Below are 20,765 nucleotides of genomic sequence, written 5' to 3'. Positions count from 1 at the left end.
CGTGTTACAGCAGCTTTCTGCGCCCATTAAGCAGTATCTGGTTATAACTGGCAATTATTGGTCGTTTACCCTGACCGATGGGGCATTACGTATGCTGGTGGTGTTGTATTTCCATCAGCTGGGGTACAGTCCTATCGCAATCGCCTCGTTATTTTTACTTTACGAAGTGTTTGGGGTCGTGACTAATTTGGTTGGTGGCTGGCTGGGTGCCAGAATGGGCCTGAACAAGACCATGAATGTGGGCTTGTTCCTGCAAATTGTGGCCCTCCTTATGCTGGTTGTGGACCCGCAGTGGCTTAGCGTCGCGTATGTGATGGTGGCTCAGGCGCTATCCGGTATTGCCAAAGACTTGAATAAAATGAGTGCCAAGAGCGCCATTAAGCTGCTGGTGCCTAAAGATCAGGATGGTGTACTGTTTAAGTGGGTTGCTATTCTCACAGGGTCGAAAAATGCGCTAAAGGGTGTGGGATTCTTCATGGGCGGCCTGCTCCTGACACAGCTAGGCTTTCAGGGCGCGCTGTGGTTTATGAGCACTATGCTGCTGGTAACTTGGGTACTCAGTTTACTATTACTCAAGCAAGACCTGGGTAAGAAAAAGCACAAGCCTAAGTTCTCAGAAATGTTTTCGACCAGTAAGCAGGTAAACTGGTTATCCGCCGCGCGGTTATTTTTATTTGCTTCCCGTGATGTCTGGTTTGTAGTGGCTTTGCCGGTCTATCTGGCCAGTGTATTTGGCTGGGATCACTGGTGGGTTGGCGGTTTTATGGCAAGCTGGGTCATAGCTTATGGGCTGGTTCAGGCCAATGCCCCTAAGCTGCTTGGTAATAAGCGCTCAAACACGCAACAAGCTTTTATCTGGGTGGCTCTGCTGACTCTGATGCCTGCACTTATTGCCCTGGCATTGTGGTCCCAGTGGTATGTACAAGTGTCGATTGTCGCGGGTTTACTGATATTTGGTGCCGTGTTCGCAGTGAACTCTTCTTTGCACAGCTTTTTGATTGTGCATTTTGCTGATGAAGATGGGGTGTCAATGGATGTTGGCTTCTATTATATGGCGAATGCGATGGGTCGCCTTGCGGGAACCATATTATCGGGCCTGGCCTATCAGTATGGCGGGCTAGTTAGCTGCTTACTGATATCAAGTGTTTTACTCATGCTTGCGACTGCGCTTACCTATGGGCTTAAACGCCACACCAGGTAGGGCTGTAAAAGTAAGACAAACCAGGAGGTTTGTCTTACTTTACGAGCGCATTGAGATGTTTATGGCAACTTAAAGCTTGCGGTGATTTGCTTGAGCTTTCTTGACTGTTTATCCAAATCCAGGCTGGCACTGGCCACCTGATCTGCGCCTGCCGCGTTATCCAGTGCGGCTTGTTTAATAGCGTCAATATTGTAACTGATCTCTTCAGTGGTTGAGGTCTGCTGTTGTGCTTCCTGAGCGATACGTTTTGCACTTGCCGAAATTTCCTGAATTTGTGCGAAGCTGGTTTGCAGGCTGGCAGCACTCTCATTGGTTGCTGAGATGGATGCTTGAGCAACTTCGGCAGACTGATGCATTTTATCAACCGCTTGTGCGGTCGCACTTTGTAGCTCCTGGATCATGGTTTCTATGTCACCGGTAGACTGTTGAGTTTTGTAGGCAAGCTGGCGTACTTCGTCTGCAACGACGGCAAAACCACGGCCATGCTCGCCAGCTCTGGCTGCCTCTATGGCGGCATTGAGCGCCAGCAGGTTGGTCTGCTCGGTGATAGCCTGGATCACCTCAATGACTTTACCTATGTTCTGAGCACCTGATTCTACCTCTTTGATCGCTTGCTCAGAGTCGCTGATCACCTGATCGAGAGTTGTCATTTTAGAAACGCATTCCGCCAATGTCTGGCTCGCAGCCTGAGTACTGTCTTGTGTGTCGACGCTGAGCGCTGCAACCTGATTGGCGCTATTCGCGACACTTTCGACTGACTGAGCTGTGGCGGCTATGGCAAGGGCGACTTGCTCAATGTTTGCATGTTGCTCCTGCAAGCTGGTGTTGGCCTGCTCACTGGCGGCACTGGTCTGGCTGGCCGTAACGGCAAGCTGAGAAGTTGTTTCACTGATAGTCCCGATCACGCCGGTGAGATAGCTGGTCATTTGCCTCATAGCGCCGTACACGCCGGTCACATTGGTATCCTGGCTAAAATCCTGGCGCAAATCACCTGAAGCAATACGCTCACTGATGTCGCGCATTGTGCTGGGCTCTCCACCGAGTGGGCGTAGTACCGAGCTTGCGATCAACCAGGTTGCTACGCTGATTGCGATAATTGCAATAGCACCAATTAGGGCAATAAACCAATACAATTGATAAATTGGCGCAAATGCCTCAGCTTTGTCAATCTCACTGAGTAACACCCAGTTCAGGTCGGCAAATTGAAATGGCATATAGGCCGACAAAACGGGGTTACCATTGTAATCAATAATCAGCTCTGTCTCAGAAAAGCCTTGCAGGCCGCGCCTGACTGCATAGGTATCAACGCCATTACGCGCTACCGAGCCGGCAAAACTGGCTGTTACACTATGCGCAGTAGGATCCAGATAGGAGTCGGAACGCATTCTTAAATCTGAGCCTACCAGATAGGATTCGCCTGTTTTGCCCATACCATCACGTTGTTGCATGATGTCGTTAATCGTATCTATGGCGATTTGTAACGCAATAACGGAGTGAATTTGCCCGTCAACCTGAACCGGCACACCGATAAATGCTGCGGGCTCGTTATTACTCGGAGCGTATTGTTGGTAATCTGTGATGGAAAACTGGCGACCATTGAGTGCGTTGCGAAATAGCTGAGCAAGTCCTGAATCGCGATAAGGCCCGGTTCTCAGGTTGGTCTGATAGTCACTCTCTTTAGCGACGGTATAGCTAATAAAACCGTTAGTCTCGATGATAAACAGGTCATAAAACCCTTTTTGCTCGATAAAATGCTTGAACAGAGCGTGATTATCTTGGGCAAGCTCAGCGGTGCCTGAGCGAGTCTTGGTGCTGGCCATTTGCTGCCATTGTGCAGCGATCAGGCTCAGATCTGCCTTACGGGCCTTGAAATAATCGTCGATTTGACGGTGTTTAATGTGTTTGATGGAGGTCAGCTGGTTATAAGCCTGGCGCTCTAATGCATCTGATGCGGTCATTAAGGATGTGATTGCCATAAACGCAGCGGGCAGCAAGCCAACGAGCATGAATGAAATCAGCAAACGGAGTTTGGTGGACATGGGGTACCTGACTTAAGGTTATTTTGCTAAATGCAATTAAAAATGATTATTATCACATATTGTAAACAAAAATCCCTTTAGTGGGAACTCTGACATCTGAAAAGTTAAAAAAAAGAAACTAAATTCTTATTTTTGTTTCCGTTCCAAGAGTGTTTACGCTTTTGATTGTGACTCTAAATGGCAGGGTTCTGCGAGGGCAGACACCGGACGCTGGCGCATCCGGCCTGTAACAACGTTTACTTAACTAAGCTCTATTGCCTGGATCTGAACGGTTTGCTCGTCTTCATCTTGCTCTGCGTTTGCAGGAACGCTTGGAAACTCTGGCTTATCGAGTGCAATATCGCCACCATCAATAACGTCGTCTTTTTGCAAAGTACGGAAATCGAACAAAGCATGATCTGCCAGGTGCGAGGGCACGACGTTTTGCATGGCTGTAAAAATGCTCTCAATTCTGCCCGGGTGAGTGCTATTCCACTCATTGAGCATGGCTTTAACATGCTTACGCTGCAGGTTTTCCTGTGAGCCGCAAAGGTTACACGGAATGATAGGGAATGCCTGACTCTGCGCATAACGAGCAATGTCAGCTTCTTTACAGTACGCCAGCGGTCGGATAACCATATGCTGGCCATCATCACTCATTAGCTTAGGTGGCATGCCTTTTAATTTACCGCCATAGAACATGTTTAAAAACATAGTCTCAATCATGTCATCACGGTGGTGTCCCAGGGCAATTTTAGTGGCGCCCATTTCTTTTGCAGTTCGGTACAGAATACCGCGACGCAGGCGTGAACACAGTGAGCAGGTTGTTTTGCCTTCGGGGATTTTGTCTTTGACGATTGAGTAGGTGTCTTCCTCAACGATTTTATATTCTACGCCAAGGGTATCCAGATATTCAGGTAAGATATGCTCAGGAAAGCCAGGCTGCTTTTGATCCAGGTTGATGGCAAACACATCGAACTTGATAGGGGCGACACGCTGAAGGTGTTGCAACACATCCAGCAGAGTATAACTGTCTTTACCGCCAGACAGGCAAACCATAATGCGGTCACCATCTTCGATCATATTAAAATCGCCTACAGCCTGACCGGCCAGCCTTCTTAAGCGTTTTTGCAACTTGTTAAGGCTATATGCTTGCTTAGCTTCTTGTGAGTGAGACACTCGCCCCCCTATATCAAAATGACGGCAAAAATAAATAAGGGCGCATTATACCGTCAGACCAGTAAACTGCAATATAAGTGGTGAGATTACAATCGGGGACAGGGAAGAGCGGATCGACACGCAACTGCGTGCCGATCATAGTGGTTTATTTACTGTGCGAGCGGGCTTTTATAGCCATCCGGTTTGAGTGCCAGTACATCACAGTCAAGGCTATCGATGACATGTTCAGCGGTGTTACCGACCAATGCCGCACTGAGGCCTGTTCGACCAACGGTACCAATAACAACCAACTCTGCATTCTGCTCACTCGCAATATGGGGGATTACGTCTTCTGGTAAGCCCTCTTTAATAACACATTGTGCTTTGCTAAGACCAAAGCGCTCGGCCAGTGCCCAGGTTTCCTCCTCGTGGTGTTTCTTCACCGCTTCGTTGTATTGCGATGGATTAAACTCAGGGATCTCAATGGCGATGTTTACTGGTGTTGCCGGATAGGTGTTGACCAGACTCAGGGATGCGTTGGCCAGCTCACATAAAAATTGCGCATCTTTGATGATACGGTTATTCAGCGCCTGATGTTGTTCATCATCACTGACAGCATTGACTGCTGCAAGTATTTCGCCTTTTTCTGGCCAGGCATGATCTTTGACCAATAAGACTGGGGCAGGGCACTTTCTGATCAAATGCCAGTCTGTAGGAGTAAAAATCACGGATTTGAGCGTATCATGCTGATGAGTGGCTTTAATCACAAGATCAAACTGTTGTTCAAGCACGGTTTTGATAATGGCCTCGTAGGGGCGGTTGTGCCAGACTACTTTGGTTTCAATATCAATGTTTTGATAGCCGCTGGTAAGCTCCGAAATCCAGGCCTCACGGTCTTTGATTACCGCTTCCCTCATCGCCTCACGTTCTTCTCGCGATAACATTGTGGTCATCTCGTAAGAAAAGTCATAAATGGATAAAAAGGCGGTGATTTTTGCACCCGTTTTTTGTGCCAGACTGATAGAACGATCCAGGCTGTTCTGTTGTTGTTTGGTCGGATCTATGACGGTGAGAATGCGTTTGATTTGTTCCATAATGGGCTCCTTAATCTTGCACGGACGATTTCAACTCTGTTTACAGTGTAATCGAAATCGCCGTGGGATAAAGGAAAAGTGGGCCGTTAATTGCCTTAGATCAAAGAGAAATTGCTGCGGTCTTTGCTAGCGCATCAATATCCAGAATAGTAATGAATTTACCCTCTACTTTGATAATTTCCGCCTTTTGGAAGCGGCTAAGCAATCGGCTGATTGTTTCAACGGTCAAGCCCAGATAGTTGCCAATTTCACCGCGGGTCATAGTAAAACGGAACTCTTTACGTGAGAAGCCTCTCTCGCCAAATCGATTAGACAGATTAAAGATGAAAGTCGCAAGACGCTCTTCGGCTGTCTTCTTGTTTAGCAACAGCAGCATCTCCTGATCGTAGTTGATCTCGCTACTCATGAGGCGCATGATCTGTTGCCTGAGTTTAGGTAGCTTGCCCGCCAGTTCATCTAAAGTATCAAATGGGATTTCACAGACCATGGACGTTTCTAATGCCTGAGCAAAACTCTGATGCTGCATTTTATTGATGGCATCAAATCCAACTAAGTCTCCCGCCAGGTGAAACCCGGTGATCTGCTCGTCGCCCTGTTCTGAGATAGTATAAGATTTGAATGATCCGGAGCGAACGGCAAAGATAGCATTGAGCTCGCTCCCGGATTCGAACAAAAAGTCCCCTTTGTGGAGGGGTTTTTTACGCTCGATGATTTCATCTAGCTTATCCATTTCGCTGCCGTTTAAAGAGAATGGCAGACACAATTGGCTGATGCTACAGTTATTGCAGCTGATAGTACATTGACTTTTTGAACGATTACTTAAATCCATAACAAATCCGTTATCTATGACGCACGTTAATGACATTCTATTAGATGCGGTCATATTTTAATACTTGAACTTTTCAATATCTGTAATTCAGATATTCTTCTACTATTGCAGGCGTTGCGGCTAAAGGGTGTTAAGCGACTACCAACCGTCGATCACTGATTGCCAAAAAATTCCCATTCTCTGACTCAGTTTAATGACGCTCATCTAATAGTATTACCACTGCTAGATTAATGTACTAGTTTGTCGGTTGCAATGATTAGTAGATAAAAGCCATACCAAATAAAAATATTGCCAAGCGCAATACGTGTAGCCTTATGATTCAAAAATGTATTGAGCAGTTGGGCGGTTTGTCCTACCGCGAGCATTGCAGGAAAAGTGCCCAGAGCAAAGGCGGCCATCGTGAGCGCACCGCTGAAGCTGCCATATGCCTGAAGAGTCCAGGTCAGTGCCGAATAGACCAGACCACAAGGCAGCCAGCCCCATAGAGCACCGTATGCCAGCGCCTTTGTCTTACTGTCGACAGGGAGTAAATACTTGTTAAGTTGCACCAGGCGTTGCCAGAGCAACCACTTTCCTGCTTTTTCCAGCCAGTTTAACGTTGCTGCCAGGCGCATCACATAGACACCAACCAGCAACATAAATACGCCACTCAGCACATTCAGGATGTTGGCAAATAGGGTGCTTTGTTTCGCAAATGCGGCTCCGAGCCCGGCAACCAATGCTCCGGCTACCATATAACTGCCTAATCTGCCCAGATTATAGAGCAGTGCGGTTACAAACGGCGACTGCTTGGTTTGAGCTAGTTGCAGGCTTGATGCAATACCACCACACATGACCAGACAATGGCCGCTTCCGACCAAGCCCATCACAAAGGCGCTAAACAGGCTTATCTCGGTCATTACTTTTATTGTGTTGCTCTTTGTCGTCTTCGAACAGAATGCTGTGTCCTTGCTTGTTCAGATCAGAGAACTGTTCGCTTTTGACGGCCCAAAAAAACACCCCGATTGCGATAATGACAAACAAGATCGCAATGGGAATAAGGATATAGATAATACTCATAGCTTCAATAACCTCAAAGAGTTAGTGATCACCAGAATCGAGCTCGCAGACATCCCAATGACGGCCACCCAGGGGGGCACAAGTCCCATCGCAGCGAGCGGTAATATTGAGCCATTGTAACAGAGTGACAAAGTGAGGTTCTGTTTTATCACTGTCTTGGTTTTTTTAGCGACCTGATGCAGTGTTTGCAGAGATTTAAGGTCGCTGTTAAGCAACACGACATCAGCCGTATTTTTGGAAATATCAGCGCCGGTTTCCATTGCAATAGACAAGTGTGCACTGTTGAATACCGGGCTGTCATTGACTCCATCACCTACCATGCCCACAATATGCTGCTGTGCCGACCAGGATTCAACCTGCTGTTGTTTATCTTGCGGGGAGCAGGCATTTTTGTAGGTATCCAATCCCAGCTCTAAGGCCAAATCTTTGACCGCATTTGAGCTGTCTCCACTAAGTAAATGGCAGCTCAGGCCCTGACCTTGTGCATAGCTGATGATCTCAGGCGCGCTATTTCTGACTTTGTCTGCAAGATAAAAATCTGCGACAGGCAGGTTATCCACGAACAGCGTTGCTTGTGCAAAAGAGCTATGATTGCCAAACCAGGCAGACTTACCTATGGCCACCTTTTGCTGACCAAAGCGGGCTTTTACACCACTGCCTGTGATGACTTCCACATCATTCAGCTTCCTGGGTGACACCACTTGTTCGGTGAAAGCTTTGGCTATCGGATGCTCTGAATAGCGTTCAAGCGCGACGGCCAGCGCCATTACGTCGGATTCCTGCCAGCTTGTATCAAGCACGCTGATGGATTCAATCGAGAAGCGTCCTTCAGTGAGGGTACCGGTTTTGTCAAACGCCATTCTGGTGAGTTTAGGCACGGTTTCCAGCACATGACTTTCTTTGATCAATATCCCTTTTCGGGTGAGCGTAGCAACAGCACATGTCAAAGCTGTTGGGATGGCCAGGCTCAGTGCACACGGACAAGTTGCGACTAAAACTGAGATGGTGACCCAGAAGGCATGGGGTGGATCTATCTGATACCAGGTAATTGCAGTGATAGAGGCAAAAATTAATAAACAGGCCACAAACCATTGCGCAACTTTGTCAGTGACTTCGACGATTTTAGGCCGTTTTGTCAGGGCATTATGTTGTAGCTTAATGATTTGATTAAGCAGAGTGTTTTGCCCGACTTTGTTGATTTCAATGGTGATAACGCCATCGTGGTTGATGGTGCCTGCGTAGACTTGGTGGGTTTGATACTTTTTAACAGGCAGATGTTCACCTGTCATCATAGATTCATCAACCGTGGTCGAGCCTGAGATCAACACGCCATCTGCGGGGATGGTTTCACCGGGCTTGATCATAATCTGATCGCTTAGCTGCAGGCTTTTCGCAGCAACAATTTTCTGCTCGCCATCAGGTAGAAGTTTACGTGCGGTCAGAGGGAGTAGTTTTTGCAGGTTGGCTGTAAATTCACTGGCTTTTAGTCGGGCCCGGAACTCCAGATATTTACCGAGCAAGAGCAAGAAGGTGAACATACAAATCGATTCAAAGTAGACTTCGCCCACAGACATCACTGTTGCATAGCAACTTGCGGCGTATGCGCCAAATATGGCGAGTGAGACGGGCAGGTCCATATTGAGCTGCTTAGCTCTGAGGCCTTTGATGGCATTGGTCAAAAACGGCATGGCCGAGTACAGGATCACCGGAGAGGCTAAAAATAAACTGATCCAGCGGAAGTATTGTTCGAAATTGTCTTCCATGCCGGAAAACATGCCAAAATACATGGCAAACGCAAACATCATGACTTGCATGGTCATGAGACCTGCGACACCTAGCCGACGTAAATAGGCTTTAGCGACAGTTTGCTTTTGCGCGGCTTCATCATCGGCCTGAAAAGGGTAGGCCTTATAGCCAATTTGATGCAGTGATTTGATAATATCACTGAGCTTACATTGTTGTGGGTGCCACAGGATCATGGCCCTGTGTGTCGACGTGTTGACATCAACCCTGGCAATGCCTTTGAGTCCAAGTAGTTGTTTTTCGATAAGCCAGGCACAGGCCGCGCAGCTGATCCCTTCAACACTTAGTAACACCTCTTGCAGTTCGCCTTGCTGACTTACAAAGTCTTGCTGGATATCGGCGTTGTCGTAACTGAGCAGCTCTTTTAATTGCTCCGGAACAAGTTCTTCTACCTTGCCTGCACTGTCGGTGCGAAATTTGTAGTAGTCGCTCATGCCCTGAGCAAGAATGGTTTCGGCGACCGCCTGACAGCCAGTGCAGCACACCGGCTGCGGCTGACCTTCAAATTCTATGTGAGCAGAAAACCCCGGCGGTATGGGCTCCAGACAATGAAAACAACTGGTTGTCATAGTGTCTACTTATATTCTGGAGAAATGGCGACTTTCTGTGCGGTGGGCAGCTGAAGTTTCTCTTTTAACTTCCAGCTCTGGTCCATAGGTTCAAGAAACACGGTAAACGCACCACGATGCGGTTCATCCAGAATCGCGGTAAACTCGCCTGCGGCATTGGCCAGCAGGGTGACCTCAAAATCATATTTTTTGACTGTGCGGTGATAAAAAGAGGCTTTCAGGGCATTGACCTTACTGTGATCACCTTTAGTGAAGGTAAAGCTGACTCTGTCTTCACTGACATCAAGATCACCATGTAAATACAAAGCTTTGGCTTTATCGAATTTGCTGAGTTCAAGGTTAATGGCTTTACCTTTTTTATAGTAGTCGTCGACCACCATGTCTGGACCATTACCGACGGCAAAGATCACCAAAAATACGCAGGCAATTATGGTAACCAGCGGAAAAAACATTAAAAACCAAGGCCAAAAATTCTTATACCAGGGAGTAGGGTTCATAACGACTCAACAGCTTAATTTCAGTGGCAATATTCTATCTTATTTGGGGGTAAATACCTAAAAAAAAGCCTCCGATTGGAGGCTTTTTTGATCTTAAATAAACTTATAATCTATTCGATTATTTCTCCTGAGAGAGGCTGTACACGTAAGCTGTTAGCAGGTGTACTTTGTCTTCACCCAGAATGTCTTTCCACGCTGGCATTACACCGGCACGGCCGTGACGTAGTGTTTCTTCAACTGCGCGTTGAGAACCACCATACAACCAGATGTTGTCAGTCAGGTCAGGTGCACCGAAAGGCAGGTTATGGGCAACAGAGCCTTTACCGTCCATACCGTGACAGGCCGCACACATTGCGAACTTGGCTTGACCCGCAGCTGCATCTTTTTGGTTTACCTTACGACCAGATAAGCTCAGTACATAAGCAGTCATTTCTTTGATGCCCTGATCACCCAGTGCATCTTGCCAACCTGGCATCGCAGCAACACGACCTTGCAGTAGTGTTTCTTTGATCTTGTCAGGTGTACCGCCATATAACCAGTCATTGTCTGCCAGGTTAGGGAAGCCCATTGCGCCACGTGCATCGGAACCGTGACATTGTGCACAGTTCTGAGCGAACAGGCGTTGACCAATTTCTAGTGCTTTTTGATCTTTTGCCAGTGTCTCGATATCTTGCTCAGCAAACGCTTTGAAGATAGGGCCGAAACGCTCGTCAGCAGCTTCAAACTCTTTATCGAGTTGAACCCAGTGACCATTTGCTTTGGCTTCTTCCGTTGCTTGTTTAGACTCTTCAAGAGATGTCACGCCCTGGTTAGAGCTCGTCCAGTTCAAAAAGCCTGCAAAGTTACCCAGACCCGGGTAAGCAGCAAGATAGTAAACAGACCAGATAAATGTTGCGAAGAACATGTAAGTCCACCACTTTGGTAGTGGATTGTTCAGTTCTTCGATTCCGTCAAACTCGTGACCACAACTTTCGCCTTCTTCAACACCTGTGTAGTTTTTCAGGTTCCAAAGCAGCAGGCCAAAGATCAGAGCCAGACACGCCAAGGTCAATACAATGACCCAAATACTCCAAAAGCTAGTCATTTTTCAGACTCCTTTTCCTCGTTTGAGATTGTGTTGTTGTGTTTCTTTTCATCTTCAAAGATGGCATTGGCAGCGTCATCAAAACGACGTTTGCTACGCTTGCTGTATGCCCACACAACAATCACTATGAACAGTACTAAAATTACCAGAGTCAAAATGCCTCTGTATGTGCCGTAATCCATAACAAATTACTTCAAATGTGTGCCAAGTTGCTGAAGGTAGGCGATAAGAGCTTCCATTTCGGTTTTGCCCTTTACTGCTGCCTCAGCACCCTGAATGTCCTCATCGGTGTATGGCACACCAAAGTTACGGAACACTTCAAGTTTCTTAGCGGTTAATTGACCGTCCAATACATTCTCATTGAGCCAAGGGTAGCCAGGCATATTTGACTCAGGTACTACAGAGCGAGGATCCATCAGGTGAGCAAAATGCCAGTCATCTGAATAACGCTGACCAACACGTGCCAGGTCTGGACCTGTACGCTTAGAGCCCCACTGGAACGGGTGATCCCAAACAGATTCACCAGCTACAGAGTAATGGCCATAGCGCTCAACTTCGTCGCGGAATGGGCGGATCATCTGTGAGTGACAGTTATAACAACCTTCACGGACATAGATGTCACGACCTTCCATTTCCAGCGCTGTAAGAGGGCGTAAGCCTTCAACTGGCTGGGTGGTGTCTTTTTGGAACATCAGTGGTGTGATCTCAACGAGTGCACCAAAACTGATGGCAAAAACCGTCAGGATAGCCATCAGGCCGACGTTCTTTTCGACGATTTCATGTTTGTTTGTAGAGTTATTATTGCTCATACTCGACACCCCTTAAGCCATTTGCGTGTTAGCTTCAGTGGTCAAAGAACCACTCTTAGCTACCACAGTACGGTAAACGTTGTAAGCCATTACCAGCATACCAACCACGATGAATACACCGCCCAGGAATCGCATGATGTAGAAAGGCTTAGACGCTTCAAGAGATTGTACGAAGCTGTACATCAAAGTACCGTCAGAGTTAACTGCACGCCACATCAGACCTTGCATTACGCCAGAGATCCACATTGCAACGATATACAGAACAACACCAACTGTGTGTAACCAGAAGTGGGTGTTAACCAGTTTTACACTATACATGTTCGCGTGACCAAATAGCGCAGGGATCAGGTGATAGATGGCACCGATAGAGATCATTGCTACCCAACCCAGTGCACCTGAGTGTACATGGCCGACAGTCCAGTCAGTGTAGTGTGATAGCGCGTTTACAGATTTGATTGCCATCATAGGGCCTTCGAAGGTCGACATACCGTAGAAAGACAGAGAAACAACCAAGAAACGCAGTACTGGGTCAGTACGTAGTTTGTGCCACGCGCCAGACAGCGTCATGATACCATTGATCATGCCACCCCAAGACGGAACGAACAGGATCACAGACATCACCATACCTAAAGACTGAGTCCAGTCAGGCAGTGCTGTGTAGTGCAGGTGGTGAGGACCAGCCCAGATGTATAGAGAAACCAGTGCCCAGAAGTGAACAACCGATAAACGGTAAGAGTAAACAGGGCGACCTGCTTGCTTAGGCACAAAGTAGTACATCATACCCAGGAAGCCTGCGGTTAGTAGGAAGCCTACCGCGTTGTGACCGTACCACCACTGAACCATTGCATCAACTGCACCTGCATAAATAGAGTATGACTTGGTGAGGGACACAGGCACAGCCATGCTGTTTACGATGTGAAGTACTGCAACGGTGATAATGAAGCCCGCATAGAACCAGTTCGCAACGTAGATATGAGACACTTTACGTTTGATCAACGTACCGAAGAAAACAACGGCATACGTAACCCAAACAACAGCAATAGCAATATCGATTGGCCACTCAAGCTCAGCATATTCTTTAGAAGATGTGATACCCAGTGGCAGTGTGATAGCTGCTGCAAGAATGATTGCCTGCCAGCCCCAGAAAGTGAAAGCGGCTAGCTTGTCAGAGAATAGACGCGTCTGACACGTGCGTTGTACAACATAGTAAGATGTTGCAAAAAGTGCACTTGTACCAAATGCGAAGATTACTGCGTTCGTGTGTAACGGACGAAGTCGAGAGTAAGTTAACCATGGAATGTCGAAGTTTAACGCAGGCCACGCAAGTTGCGCCGCGATAAATACACCTACACCCATGCCAACGATGCCCCAAATCACTGTCATTATAGCGAATTGGCGTACAACCTTATAATTGTACTCAGTTTGTGATGCTACTGTTTGGCTCATTTTCTGGATTCCGCTGCAATTAATGCGATTAGAAATGATTAACCTGTAATACAGGCCCTGTTTTTTATTTCAACAAACCCGTTGGAGTTACATCCTCTAGAATGGAACTCTAACCAGCTTGAGAAACCCTTATTTTTGCAAGGAAATAATAATTTTTTTGCAAACGAAAAGATACTACAAACACCTAAAATAATGACATCAATCAAATTTTGAACGAGTCACTTGTTCAATGAGTACGCGAATTGCGCAATATCAAAACAAATTGCAAAACTTGACGCCAAAGGCTGGTCGAAAAGACCTATTCCACTTACACTGGATTTCTTTTCTCAATGTCACACACTTCGTATTATGCAGAAAACTTGCACATTGACCGGTGTTTTTTTAGTCACTTTTCTAACGGCCTGTTCAGACCCTGCTACCATTATACATGAAAGTTCAGAAAAAAGTGAAAGTTCGCGAATTTCCTTGAATTGTATTGCCTCTGAACCTTGTAAAAGTGACGGTGCAGCGCTCTGGAGCTCAGCTAAAAAACTGCATCCAGAGACCCCGTTTGAGTTATCCCTGGCCCTTAGCTCGTCTGATATAAAGGTACAGTCAGCTTGGTTGGAAGGCACTCAAATGTACATGGGAACCATCCCTGTTTTTTTTACACAGAATAAAAGTGAGCTTTGGTCTGCCGAGGTTATGGTGGGCGCTTGCAGCGAAGCTGTGATGGAGTGGCGTCTTACAGTCGAACTGACAGATTTGACGGGGGAGGGGGAATATGTCAGAAATGTCACATTTAGTCTTTATACTACGCAAGAATGAAATCTATGTTGGAAAAGTTCACCTTTGCGTTTTATATTTGTTTACAAAGAAGTGTGTTTTGCAATGACTTTGTTAAGAGTATTGAGTATATTGATGGGCTAAAGTACCCAAATTAGCTTAGAGTCTCGTTTGACAAAAACATTCGCATAGGCAAATAAATAAAGAAAAACACGCAAGCTATTTAAGGAGACCTCTAGTGGCAAAGCGCATGAATAAATTTACTCCAGTGGCATCCACCATTGCATTAAGCCTTGGCCTTACCGGCTGTAGCTTATTTGATAGTGATGATAACAAACCTATGGTCAACCCTCCTCCAGCCCCATCCGAAGTAGAAAGTACTGTTGCTGCTAAGTTTAACGTTTCAGTATCTGGTAAGGCCGTTAAGGGCACTTTGAGTGGTGCTATGGTTAGTGTGAAGACTGTAGACGCGCAAGGCAATATGGTTGACCTGGCTTATCGCACAGCTGCCGGCGAAGAGTCTGCGACAGAAACAGCGGAAAGCGAAAGTGAAGCCAAAGCAAAAGCGGAAGCTAAATTAATCAGCGGTAACCCTTCAGAGTTGAAAACATCAGCGCAAGGTTTGTATGAAATCTATGTTGACGAAGGGTTTTCGGGGCCGCTTTACATTACAGTGAAGACAACCAAAGATGGTGATGCACTCGTCAAGTGTGATGCATTTGCTGGGTGTGGTGTGGGTACTGCAGTAAAAGTAAATGATGGTTCAGTCTTTAACGACAATGGCAAGGTCGACTTTGGCGAGTGGTATAAAGACGATATCGAGTTGTCTGTTGTCAAGCTGATTTCTGCGAACACCGCCGCCAGAGCTGCGTCGGCCAAAGGCACCCCGTCGTACGCAGATGGTGACGACGGCTCTTATAAAGCGAATTTGTCGGTATTTACGTCAACAGCAGCGCGTATTTTGCTTGCCGGGGAGTCTGCAATCGACTCAGCTGCAGTAGGACAAGCCAGTATTCAGGTAATTGGTCAGCTGGTGGGAGATCTTTCCTTAGTTGCAACATTGGCCAGTGACTTATCATTGGGTGGTGTGATTGACTTTACTGATGTCGATGGAACTGAAAAACTTGATGCAGGCGCGCTTGTATTAGTTCAGGTTGCGTCCTCACTTCAATCTCTGGCTGGTAAAGAAAGCAGAACGGTTGCAGACGTTTTAGCCGAGTTATCTGGTGATGTTGAACAAGGTAATCTGGGCACTAGCCAGGTATTTTCTAAGCTAAAAGCCGAAACACAGAAAGCCGGTAAAGTTTTAAACGCGATTGTGTCAGGTGATGATGCGGCTATCAAAGCAGCGCTAATCGAAGCGGGTGTCGATGAGGGTGATGTCGACCAGGTAGCGGCTGATGCTAAGGCGGCAAAAGATAAAGCAGTTAAAAATGGTGCCACATCAGATGATCAACTCAAAGATGATTCGGGTAAAGTGGTTGATCAACTTGACGACCTGGGTAACGGTGATACCTCGTTAGATAGTTTAAATGCTTCGCTGCTGGCCAGCATTGATTCAGGTAAGCAAACGCTGACAGGTAGCAATGCTCAGCTGAATGAATTTGCGGCATCTTTGGCTGCTGTTAAAGCCTTGGCAGCCGATACTTCAACCAAAGAAAAAGCCATAGCCTATGGTAGTGCTGCTGTCGTCCTGGACACCCAATTCACGGCTGCGGTTTCAACAGATGTAGAGGGCAATAATCTCGGTAAATTGCTGGTACGTGAACTCTCTGGTGCTGAGCAACTGGTTTCTGCTGCTTCAGGGTTAGTAACTTTGGACGCTAAATATCAACCAACACTTACGCAAGCGGGTGAGTTGTTAACCCAGGTCACTGCTTTAGTTGCCCAAAAAGACCAGCTTGGTGGCCAAATTTCTGCCGAACTGGAAGCTGCCAATGCGAAGATAGCGGAATTTGGTGCCACGCTTGATGTTGCTAAACAAGCGTCGGATGAAAGCCTGCTGGCTGCGAAGGAAAGTAAAGAAGTAGCAATTGCTAAGAAAGGCGAAATGGAAGTCCAATTCCAGGCAGCGATGACTGCTGTCGCTGCAATTACAGATCAAGCCTCTGCCGAAGCTGCGTTGAGTGAATTAGTAAAAGCTCAAACTAGCCTGCAAGACGTTATTGCGGCATTCCAGGCGGCAGAGACCGCTGCAAAAGCCTCATTGGAGCTCGCTAACACGTATAAAACTCTTGCCCAAAACCAAAATGCCTCAACCGATGCTGCTGATCTCGCTATCAATGAGTCGAATGAGTTGATTGATGAAGCGGTGCTTGAGATTTCTGGACTCCAAGGAAACACAGCGCAACAAATTGAAGATTACAGATTGACGGCGCTGGCTATGCAGGGCACGGACAAAATGGTTACGCTCAGTTTCGTAACTAAAGAAGGCGCTGATGCTACATTTAATGCGGGTGAAATTATCTATGATGTAGTGAAAGATATCTGGGATTCGGGATTAGACTCGGGCGACCATAATGGTACAGCCCCCAACTTCCCTGATTGGAAGTACAGCTATAACACAAACACCTATGCTCTGAGTCTGGAAAATACTAAAGGTGACGAGAAGATTGCTGCTAACGGTCAGGTTAACTCTGGTGCACAGAGTAAGATTATCTTTACCTGGTCTGGTTACATGATGGCGGACTCTGGTCAAAAGGTTGAGATTAAGTCTCCTGATTTGGCTGAGTGTGAGCGTTGGGCTATTGATGCCATCGAAATGCCAAATGCATCTTGTTCAGTACTTTATGTTGATGGCAGTATCCAGAATGTAGAAGATGCACGAGACTTTGATATTTCACGTGGTAAGACGTTCAACTTGATTGAGTTTGTGGATGGCCAATATGGATTCAACGGATACTTCCATTCTGAGTTGACTGCCGTTGACCAGCAGGGTAACCCTTCTCCATTGTTTGTTGACGATTCAACTGAGTTGGCTTCAATTGTGCTCAAAGGTGACAGCGAAGGTACAGAGTTTACCGCGCACTTTGATATTCGCAATGAAGATAACAACGACGACCTTGGTGTGGCTGAAGTGTCGATTGATAACTTTAACGGCTATGTATTTAAAGTTGGTCTAATCGATCAAGATGGTCCGTTACTCGGAAGTGTATCATTACTTAATGATATCGCTCAGTCAGTTGAGGTAGGCAGTGTAGAGGAAATTACAAACGGTTTCCGTGTTGATTACTTTACTGGCCTGTCAATCGAGTATACGGATATTGACTTTATCGGTCAGTCTAGCAACTAATGTAAGCCAATTTAAAAAGGGGAAAGGGTGACCTTTCCCCTTTTTTTAGAAGTTAAGTTTATGACACTAAAAAAAATTACACCTCTACTTTCTCTGTGCTGTATGCCTTTGTCTCAGGTGGCATTTTCAGCATCTAATGACATACAGTTAATTCATCAGTTTCACAGTGAGATATACACTGAAGCACAACCCGTTAAGGCGTTTGTTGACGATTTTGACAAGCCTCTGACAGAAGGTGACAGCGCCTTTACTTACAATGTGTTTGAGTTGGGTATGAAATACAAGGGCATAGGTATTGGGGCCCAGAGCCGCTTTGATTATCTGCTGGCTTTTGACCCAGATACAGCACGTTATACTCATACCGAGAAAAATGACTTACCATTCGAAAAGCGTAATTACCGCTATTATTTATGGGGCCGTCAGGCGACGACGAATGGTATTTTCCTGTCATATGACCTTGAGTTACTCGATAAAAAACTGGTAATCACGCCCAAATTTACTTACTTCAAAAGTACCCACTTTCAGGATGCCCGTGTAGATGGCACCATTTTTGGGGATGAAATAGAAGGAAAACTTGAAGCTGAGTACTACTTTTCCAAAGATATCCTGTTTAAATCTTTTACGCCCACTGAAAATCCACGAGGAGATGGCTATAGCCTAGATCTGGAAATCGATTGGCAGATTACCGATGATTTGCGAGTGTGGGCTGCAGGAAAAGACCTGGTGTATGAAACAAAGTACACTGGTGCCGGGTTTGTGAATGGGTTTACGACTGACATTCCGTTTACTGAAAGAGATGATGGCATCGATACAACGCCGTCGGTGAGACTGCGTACCTCTGCGTACGATCAGGAAATAGAGTATACCTTCGAACGTGATGCTCGATACTACATTGGGGCCGAATACCGCATTAATGATAATTTTTCAACTGAAGTGAAAGCACGTAAGTTCATTGACGATACTTTCTTTCAGGCGAACTTGACGTATCACTTTGGTGACAATTGGGCGTTATTCGGTGGCTATGAAACACATAGCGACGCATTTGAGTTGGGAATAAAAACCCAGCACGCTGGCTTATCAGTCAAAATGGACAATCTTAATGTCGATGACGCACATTATGTTAATTTAAACTGGTTCATTAACCTGGACTTTTAGGGAGGTAACAAAATGCGACAAATTAATAGGCTCTTACCTTTCCTTCTGGCAGGTACCTTGGCTGCGTGTGGTGGGAGTAGTGACCCAGCTCCGACAGTAGACACAGCTCTGCCCAATTTAGGACATGATGCCTCTGAGGCCTTATCAGCAGCCGTGACATTTTATGTCCCTCAGTATGGTGATACATCCGGAACTTTAGTTGTGACCAAAGTGAGTTCTAATGAAAAGCAGGAACTCGCCACCGATGACTTAAATACTCTGGCTGTTAATCTGCAGGCCGGGGCTGTATATCAATTTGAGTTTAATCCCAGTACTGAAAATGTTCAGTGCCCCAGAGTGCTAGGGTGCGGACGAGCTTTGCTTAATGATCCAAATGATCTTAATGGCAACGATGAGATTGACTATAAGGAGCCTGTAACTGCATCCGTACAATATACGTTGACTGCAAAGCCAGTAGCGGGACAGAATCAGTTGTTTTTTTCTTCATATGCCACATTACTAAGCGATGCTAAGCTAGACAGTACGGTGTTGTCTTTGACAAATACGCCAATCTATCATCTAAGCCATAGCAGTATTAATCACTCCCTGCGTGCTGAATACGCGGCAAAAGGGTTTACCTACTCAGATATTATGAGGCAGTTGAACCTGGAGGGCAGTGATTCAGATGTTATTAGTCCGTTAGCAGATGCTTTTGATTCTGCCTATAAAAATGCCGATTATAGTGCATGGCAAAGCTATATTAATCTGGTCAATCAGTACTTTATTGAGACACTGCTTGACGAGAAAGAAAGCGCACTGTTTGCCAGTGTTGTTGATCAGCTACTGCTGAGTGCCAACGAAGCTATGCAGCTACAAGACTTGATCGCGCTTCAAGACTCTGCCACGGTTTACAATAATGATTTACTGGATCATTTCCGCGACTCACTGGGTGTCATTCGTCTTCAGGAAGAAAAATACAGTGAAGAGCTCAACACACAGTTACAAGACATTGAAACCTTAGTCGCGGATGACGTTGCCAAAGAGTCGTTTCTTGTATTGGCTGAAGCGGTATATGAGGTTGTAAGTGCAGTCTCGCCGGCGAAAAATTCAGCACCGGGTACATATCAAACGGGTGAATTGGATATTGTTTATACCACCGAACCATCCTTTAACTGGCGCGTTACCGGTATGAGCAAGGGCTTTGAGGTCAATATGGATGTCACTATGCCTGAATGGCGTAAGAGCGCGATACTGGGAGACCGTATTGCCGGGGGCGGCGTGATTACAGTTCGTAAAGGTGGCGTATCTTTGCAGGCTGATCTGGATGATATCTACTTACTTTTCGACGGTGCTTTGGAAGCAGACAGTTTTGAAACTGCCACCGGTATATCTCGCTTTGGGGGGACTATTACACTGCAAACCGACCAGTCCAAAACCGCAGGGTATCTGCGAATGCGATTGAATCGAGTGAAGTCTCCGCTGGAAACCGTTGAAAGCGTGATCCCGAATTTACGTCTGCGAGGTCAGTTTGAAACGGTAAATCAGGTTACCCCGGTGACATTCTATGCAGCCGAAAGAACGCCATTTGTATACGATACGACGTTGGATATGTCTTTTGGTATACATGCCGATTTTGACCTTAAAGGCGCGCCTGACTTTCAGTTGCAGTTAGCTGCTGAGCAGGGAGATTTTTCCAATTTGAATTCAGCTGAGCTTGGCTACTTACTTGGCGGTCGTGTCATACAACTGGAGGTACGTCGTTCCGGTGACAATAATAATATTGTTGCTAAAGGTAAAGACGGCTACTGGCTAGATGTAAAACAGAAAGGACGGAATTTCACAGGGGGTTACTATTACGGGGATAAACTCATAGGGGATGTGAAAACCGTGCGTGGCATACCTGGTGTGTTATTTCCAGATGGCAGTTTTGAATCGCTGTTCTGAGCAGGGCTTTATTTGCTAGAATAACCGAAATCTAAAGGGCCTCATGGCCCTTTTGTTGTTTTT

17 protein-coding genes are annotated in these 20,765 nt (G+C 46.3%); 5 read left to right on the top strand and 12 right to left on the bottom strand.

What is annotated here, in order from left to right; genetic code table 11:
- The first annotated feature begins 1 nt into the window (after window position 1).
- Window positions 2-1,201 (top strand): organoarsenical effux MFS transporter ArsJ, encoded by a 1,200-nt coding sequence (gene arsJ, locus ACXAH1_RS11755; RefSeq protein WP_475196869.1) that lies wholly within the window; start codon window positions 2-4, stop codon window positions 1,199-1,201.
- 59 nt (window positions 1,202-1,260) lie between these two features.
- Here the strand turns inward: arsJ and ACXAH1_RS11750 are convergent, their stop codons facing one another.
- From ACXAH1_RS11750 to ccoN, 12 genes are all read right to left on the bottom strand, one after another.
- Window positions 1,261-3,240 (bottom strand): methyl-accepting chemotaxis protein, encoded by a 1,980-nt coding sequence (locus ACXAH1_RS11750; RefSeq protein WP_475196868.1) that lies wholly within the window; start codon window positions 3,238-3,240, stop codon window positions 1,261-1,263.
- Window positions 3,241-3,480: 240 nt separating this feature from the next.
- Entirely contained in the window at window positions 3,481-4,398 is a 918-nt protein-coding gene (gene ttcA, locus ACXAH1_RS11745) for a tRNA 2-thiocytidine(32) synthetase TtcA (RefSeq protein WP_475196866.1), read from the bottom strand.
- A 149-nt stretch (window positions 4,399-4,547) separates the two neighbouring features.
- Entirely contained in the window at window positions 4,548-5,471 is a 924-nt protein-coding gene (uspE, locus tag ACXAH1_RS11740; protein ID WP_475196864.1) for a universal stress protein UspE, read from the bottom strand.
- Window positions 5,472-5,571: 100 nt separating this feature from the next.
- Complete coding sequence (locus ACXAH1_RS11735) at window positions 5,572-6,300, bottom strand: FNR family transcription factor (protein ID WP_475196862.1); 729 nt, start codon at window positions 6,298-6,300, stop codon at window positions 5,572-5,574.
- A 227-nt stretch (window positions 6,301-6,527) separates the two neighbouring features.
- Window positions 6,528-7,199: a sulfite exporter TauE/SafE family protein gene (locus ACXAH1_RS11730; RefSeq protein ID WP_475196860.1), complete on the bottom strand. Its 672-nt coding sequence runs from the start codon at window positions 7,197-7,199 to the stop codon at window positions 6,528-6,530.
- Window positions 7,177-7,359 carry a cbb3-type cytochrome oxidase assembly protein CcoS gene (gene ccoS / locus ACXAH1_RS11725; RefSeq protein WP_054013844.1) on the bottom strand — a complete coding sequence of 61 codons (183 nt, stop codon included), beginning with the start codon at window positions 7,357-7,359 and terminating at the stop codon, window positions 7,177-7,179. The genes ACXAH1_RS11730 and ccoS overlap by 23 nt, the downstream gene beginning before the upstream one ends.
- Window positions 7,356-9,731, bottom strand: a complete 2,376-nt coding sequence (locus ACXAH1_RS11720) for a heavy metal translocating P-type ATPase (RefSeq protein WP_475196858.1) — start codon at window positions 9,729-9,731, stop codon at window positions 7,356-7,358. Before ACXAH1_RS11720 ends, ccoS begins: the two co-directional genes overlap by 4 nt.
- A 5-nt stretch (window positions 9,732-9,736) precedes the next feature.
- Window positions 9,737-10,228: a FixH family protein gene (locus ACXAH1_RS11715; protein ID WP_054013842.1), complete on the bottom strand. Its 492-nt coding sequence runs from the start codon at window positions 10,226-10,228 to the stop codon at window positions 9,737-9,739.
- A 118-nt stretch (window positions 10,229-10,346) separates the two neighbouring features.
- The gene (gene ccoP, locus ACXAH1_RS11710; RefSeq protein ID WP_253044422.1) at window positions 10,347-11,312 is read right to left on the bottom strand and encodes a cytochrome-c oxidase, cbb3-type subunit III; all 966 of its coding nucleotides are present in this window, start codon (window positions 11,310-11,312) and stop codon (window positions 10,347-10,349) included.
- Complete coding sequence (locus ACXAH1_RS11705; RefSeq protein ID WP_010373992.1) at window positions 11,309-11,494, bottom strand: cbb3-type cytochrome oxidase subunit 3; 186 nt, start codon at window positions 11,492-11,494, stop codon at window positions 11,309-11,311. Before ACXAH1_RS11705 ends, ccoP begins: the two co-directional genes overlap by 4 nt.
- A 6-nt stretch (window positions 11,495-11,500) precedes the next feature.
- On the bottom strand, window positions 11,501-12,121 hold the full coding sequence (ccoO, locus tag ACXAH1_RS11700) for a cytochrome-c oxidase, cbb3-type subunit II (RefSeq protein WP_054013840.1): 621 nt from the start codon (window positions 12,119-12,121) through the stop codon (window positions 11,501-11,503).
- Window positions 12,122-12,133: 12 nt separating this feature from the next.
- Window positions 12,134-13,567, bottom strand: coding sequence for a cytochrome-c oxidase, cbb3-type subunit I (ccoN, locus tag ACXAH1_RS11695; protein ID WP_138552104.1), 1,434 nt, complete (start codon window positions 13,565-13,567; stop codon window positions 12,134-12,136).
- 222 nt (window positions 13,568-13,789) lie between these two features.
- Here ccoN and ACXAH1_RS11690 point away from each other — a divergent pair, with 222 nt between their 5' ends.
- The 4 genes from ACXAH1_RS11690 (at window position 13,790) to ACXAH1_RS11675 (ending at window position 20,702) form a co-directional block, all read left to right on the top strand.
- Entirely contained in the window at window positions 13,790-14,374 is a 585-nt protein-coding gene (locus ACXAH1_RS11690; RefSeq protein ID WP_475196853.1) for a hypothetical protein, read from the top strand.
- A 196-nt stretch (window positions 14,375-14,570) separates the two neighbouring features.
- Complete coding sequence (locus ACXAH1_RS11685) at window positions 14,571-17,624, top strand: hypothetical protein (RefSeq protein ID WP_475196851.1); 3,054 nt, start codon at window positions 14,571-14,573, stop codon at window positions 17,622-17,624.
- 60 nt (window positions 17,625-17,684) lie between these two features.
- Window positions 17,685-18,779 carry a hypothetical protein gene (locus tag ACXAH1_RS11680; protein ID WP_475196849.1) on the top strand — a complete coding sequence of 365 codons (1,095 nt, stop codon included), beginning with the start codon at window positions 17,685-17,687 and terminating at the stop codon, window positions 18,777-18,779.
- A 12-nt stretch (window positions 18,780-18,791) separates the two neighbouring features.
- Window positions 18,792-20,702 (top strand): hypothetical protein, encoded by a 1,911-nt coding sequence (locus tag ACXAH1_RS11675; RefSeq protein WP_475196848.1) that lies wholly within the window; start codon window positions 18,792-18,794, stop codon window positions 20,700-20,702.
- Window positions 20,703-20,765 lie beyond the last annotated feature (63 nt).

This window comes from Pseudoalteromonas sp. AWH4_217 (genome assembly GCF_056161105.1).
This window is presented reverse-complemented; position numbering and strand designations above follow the sequence as displayed.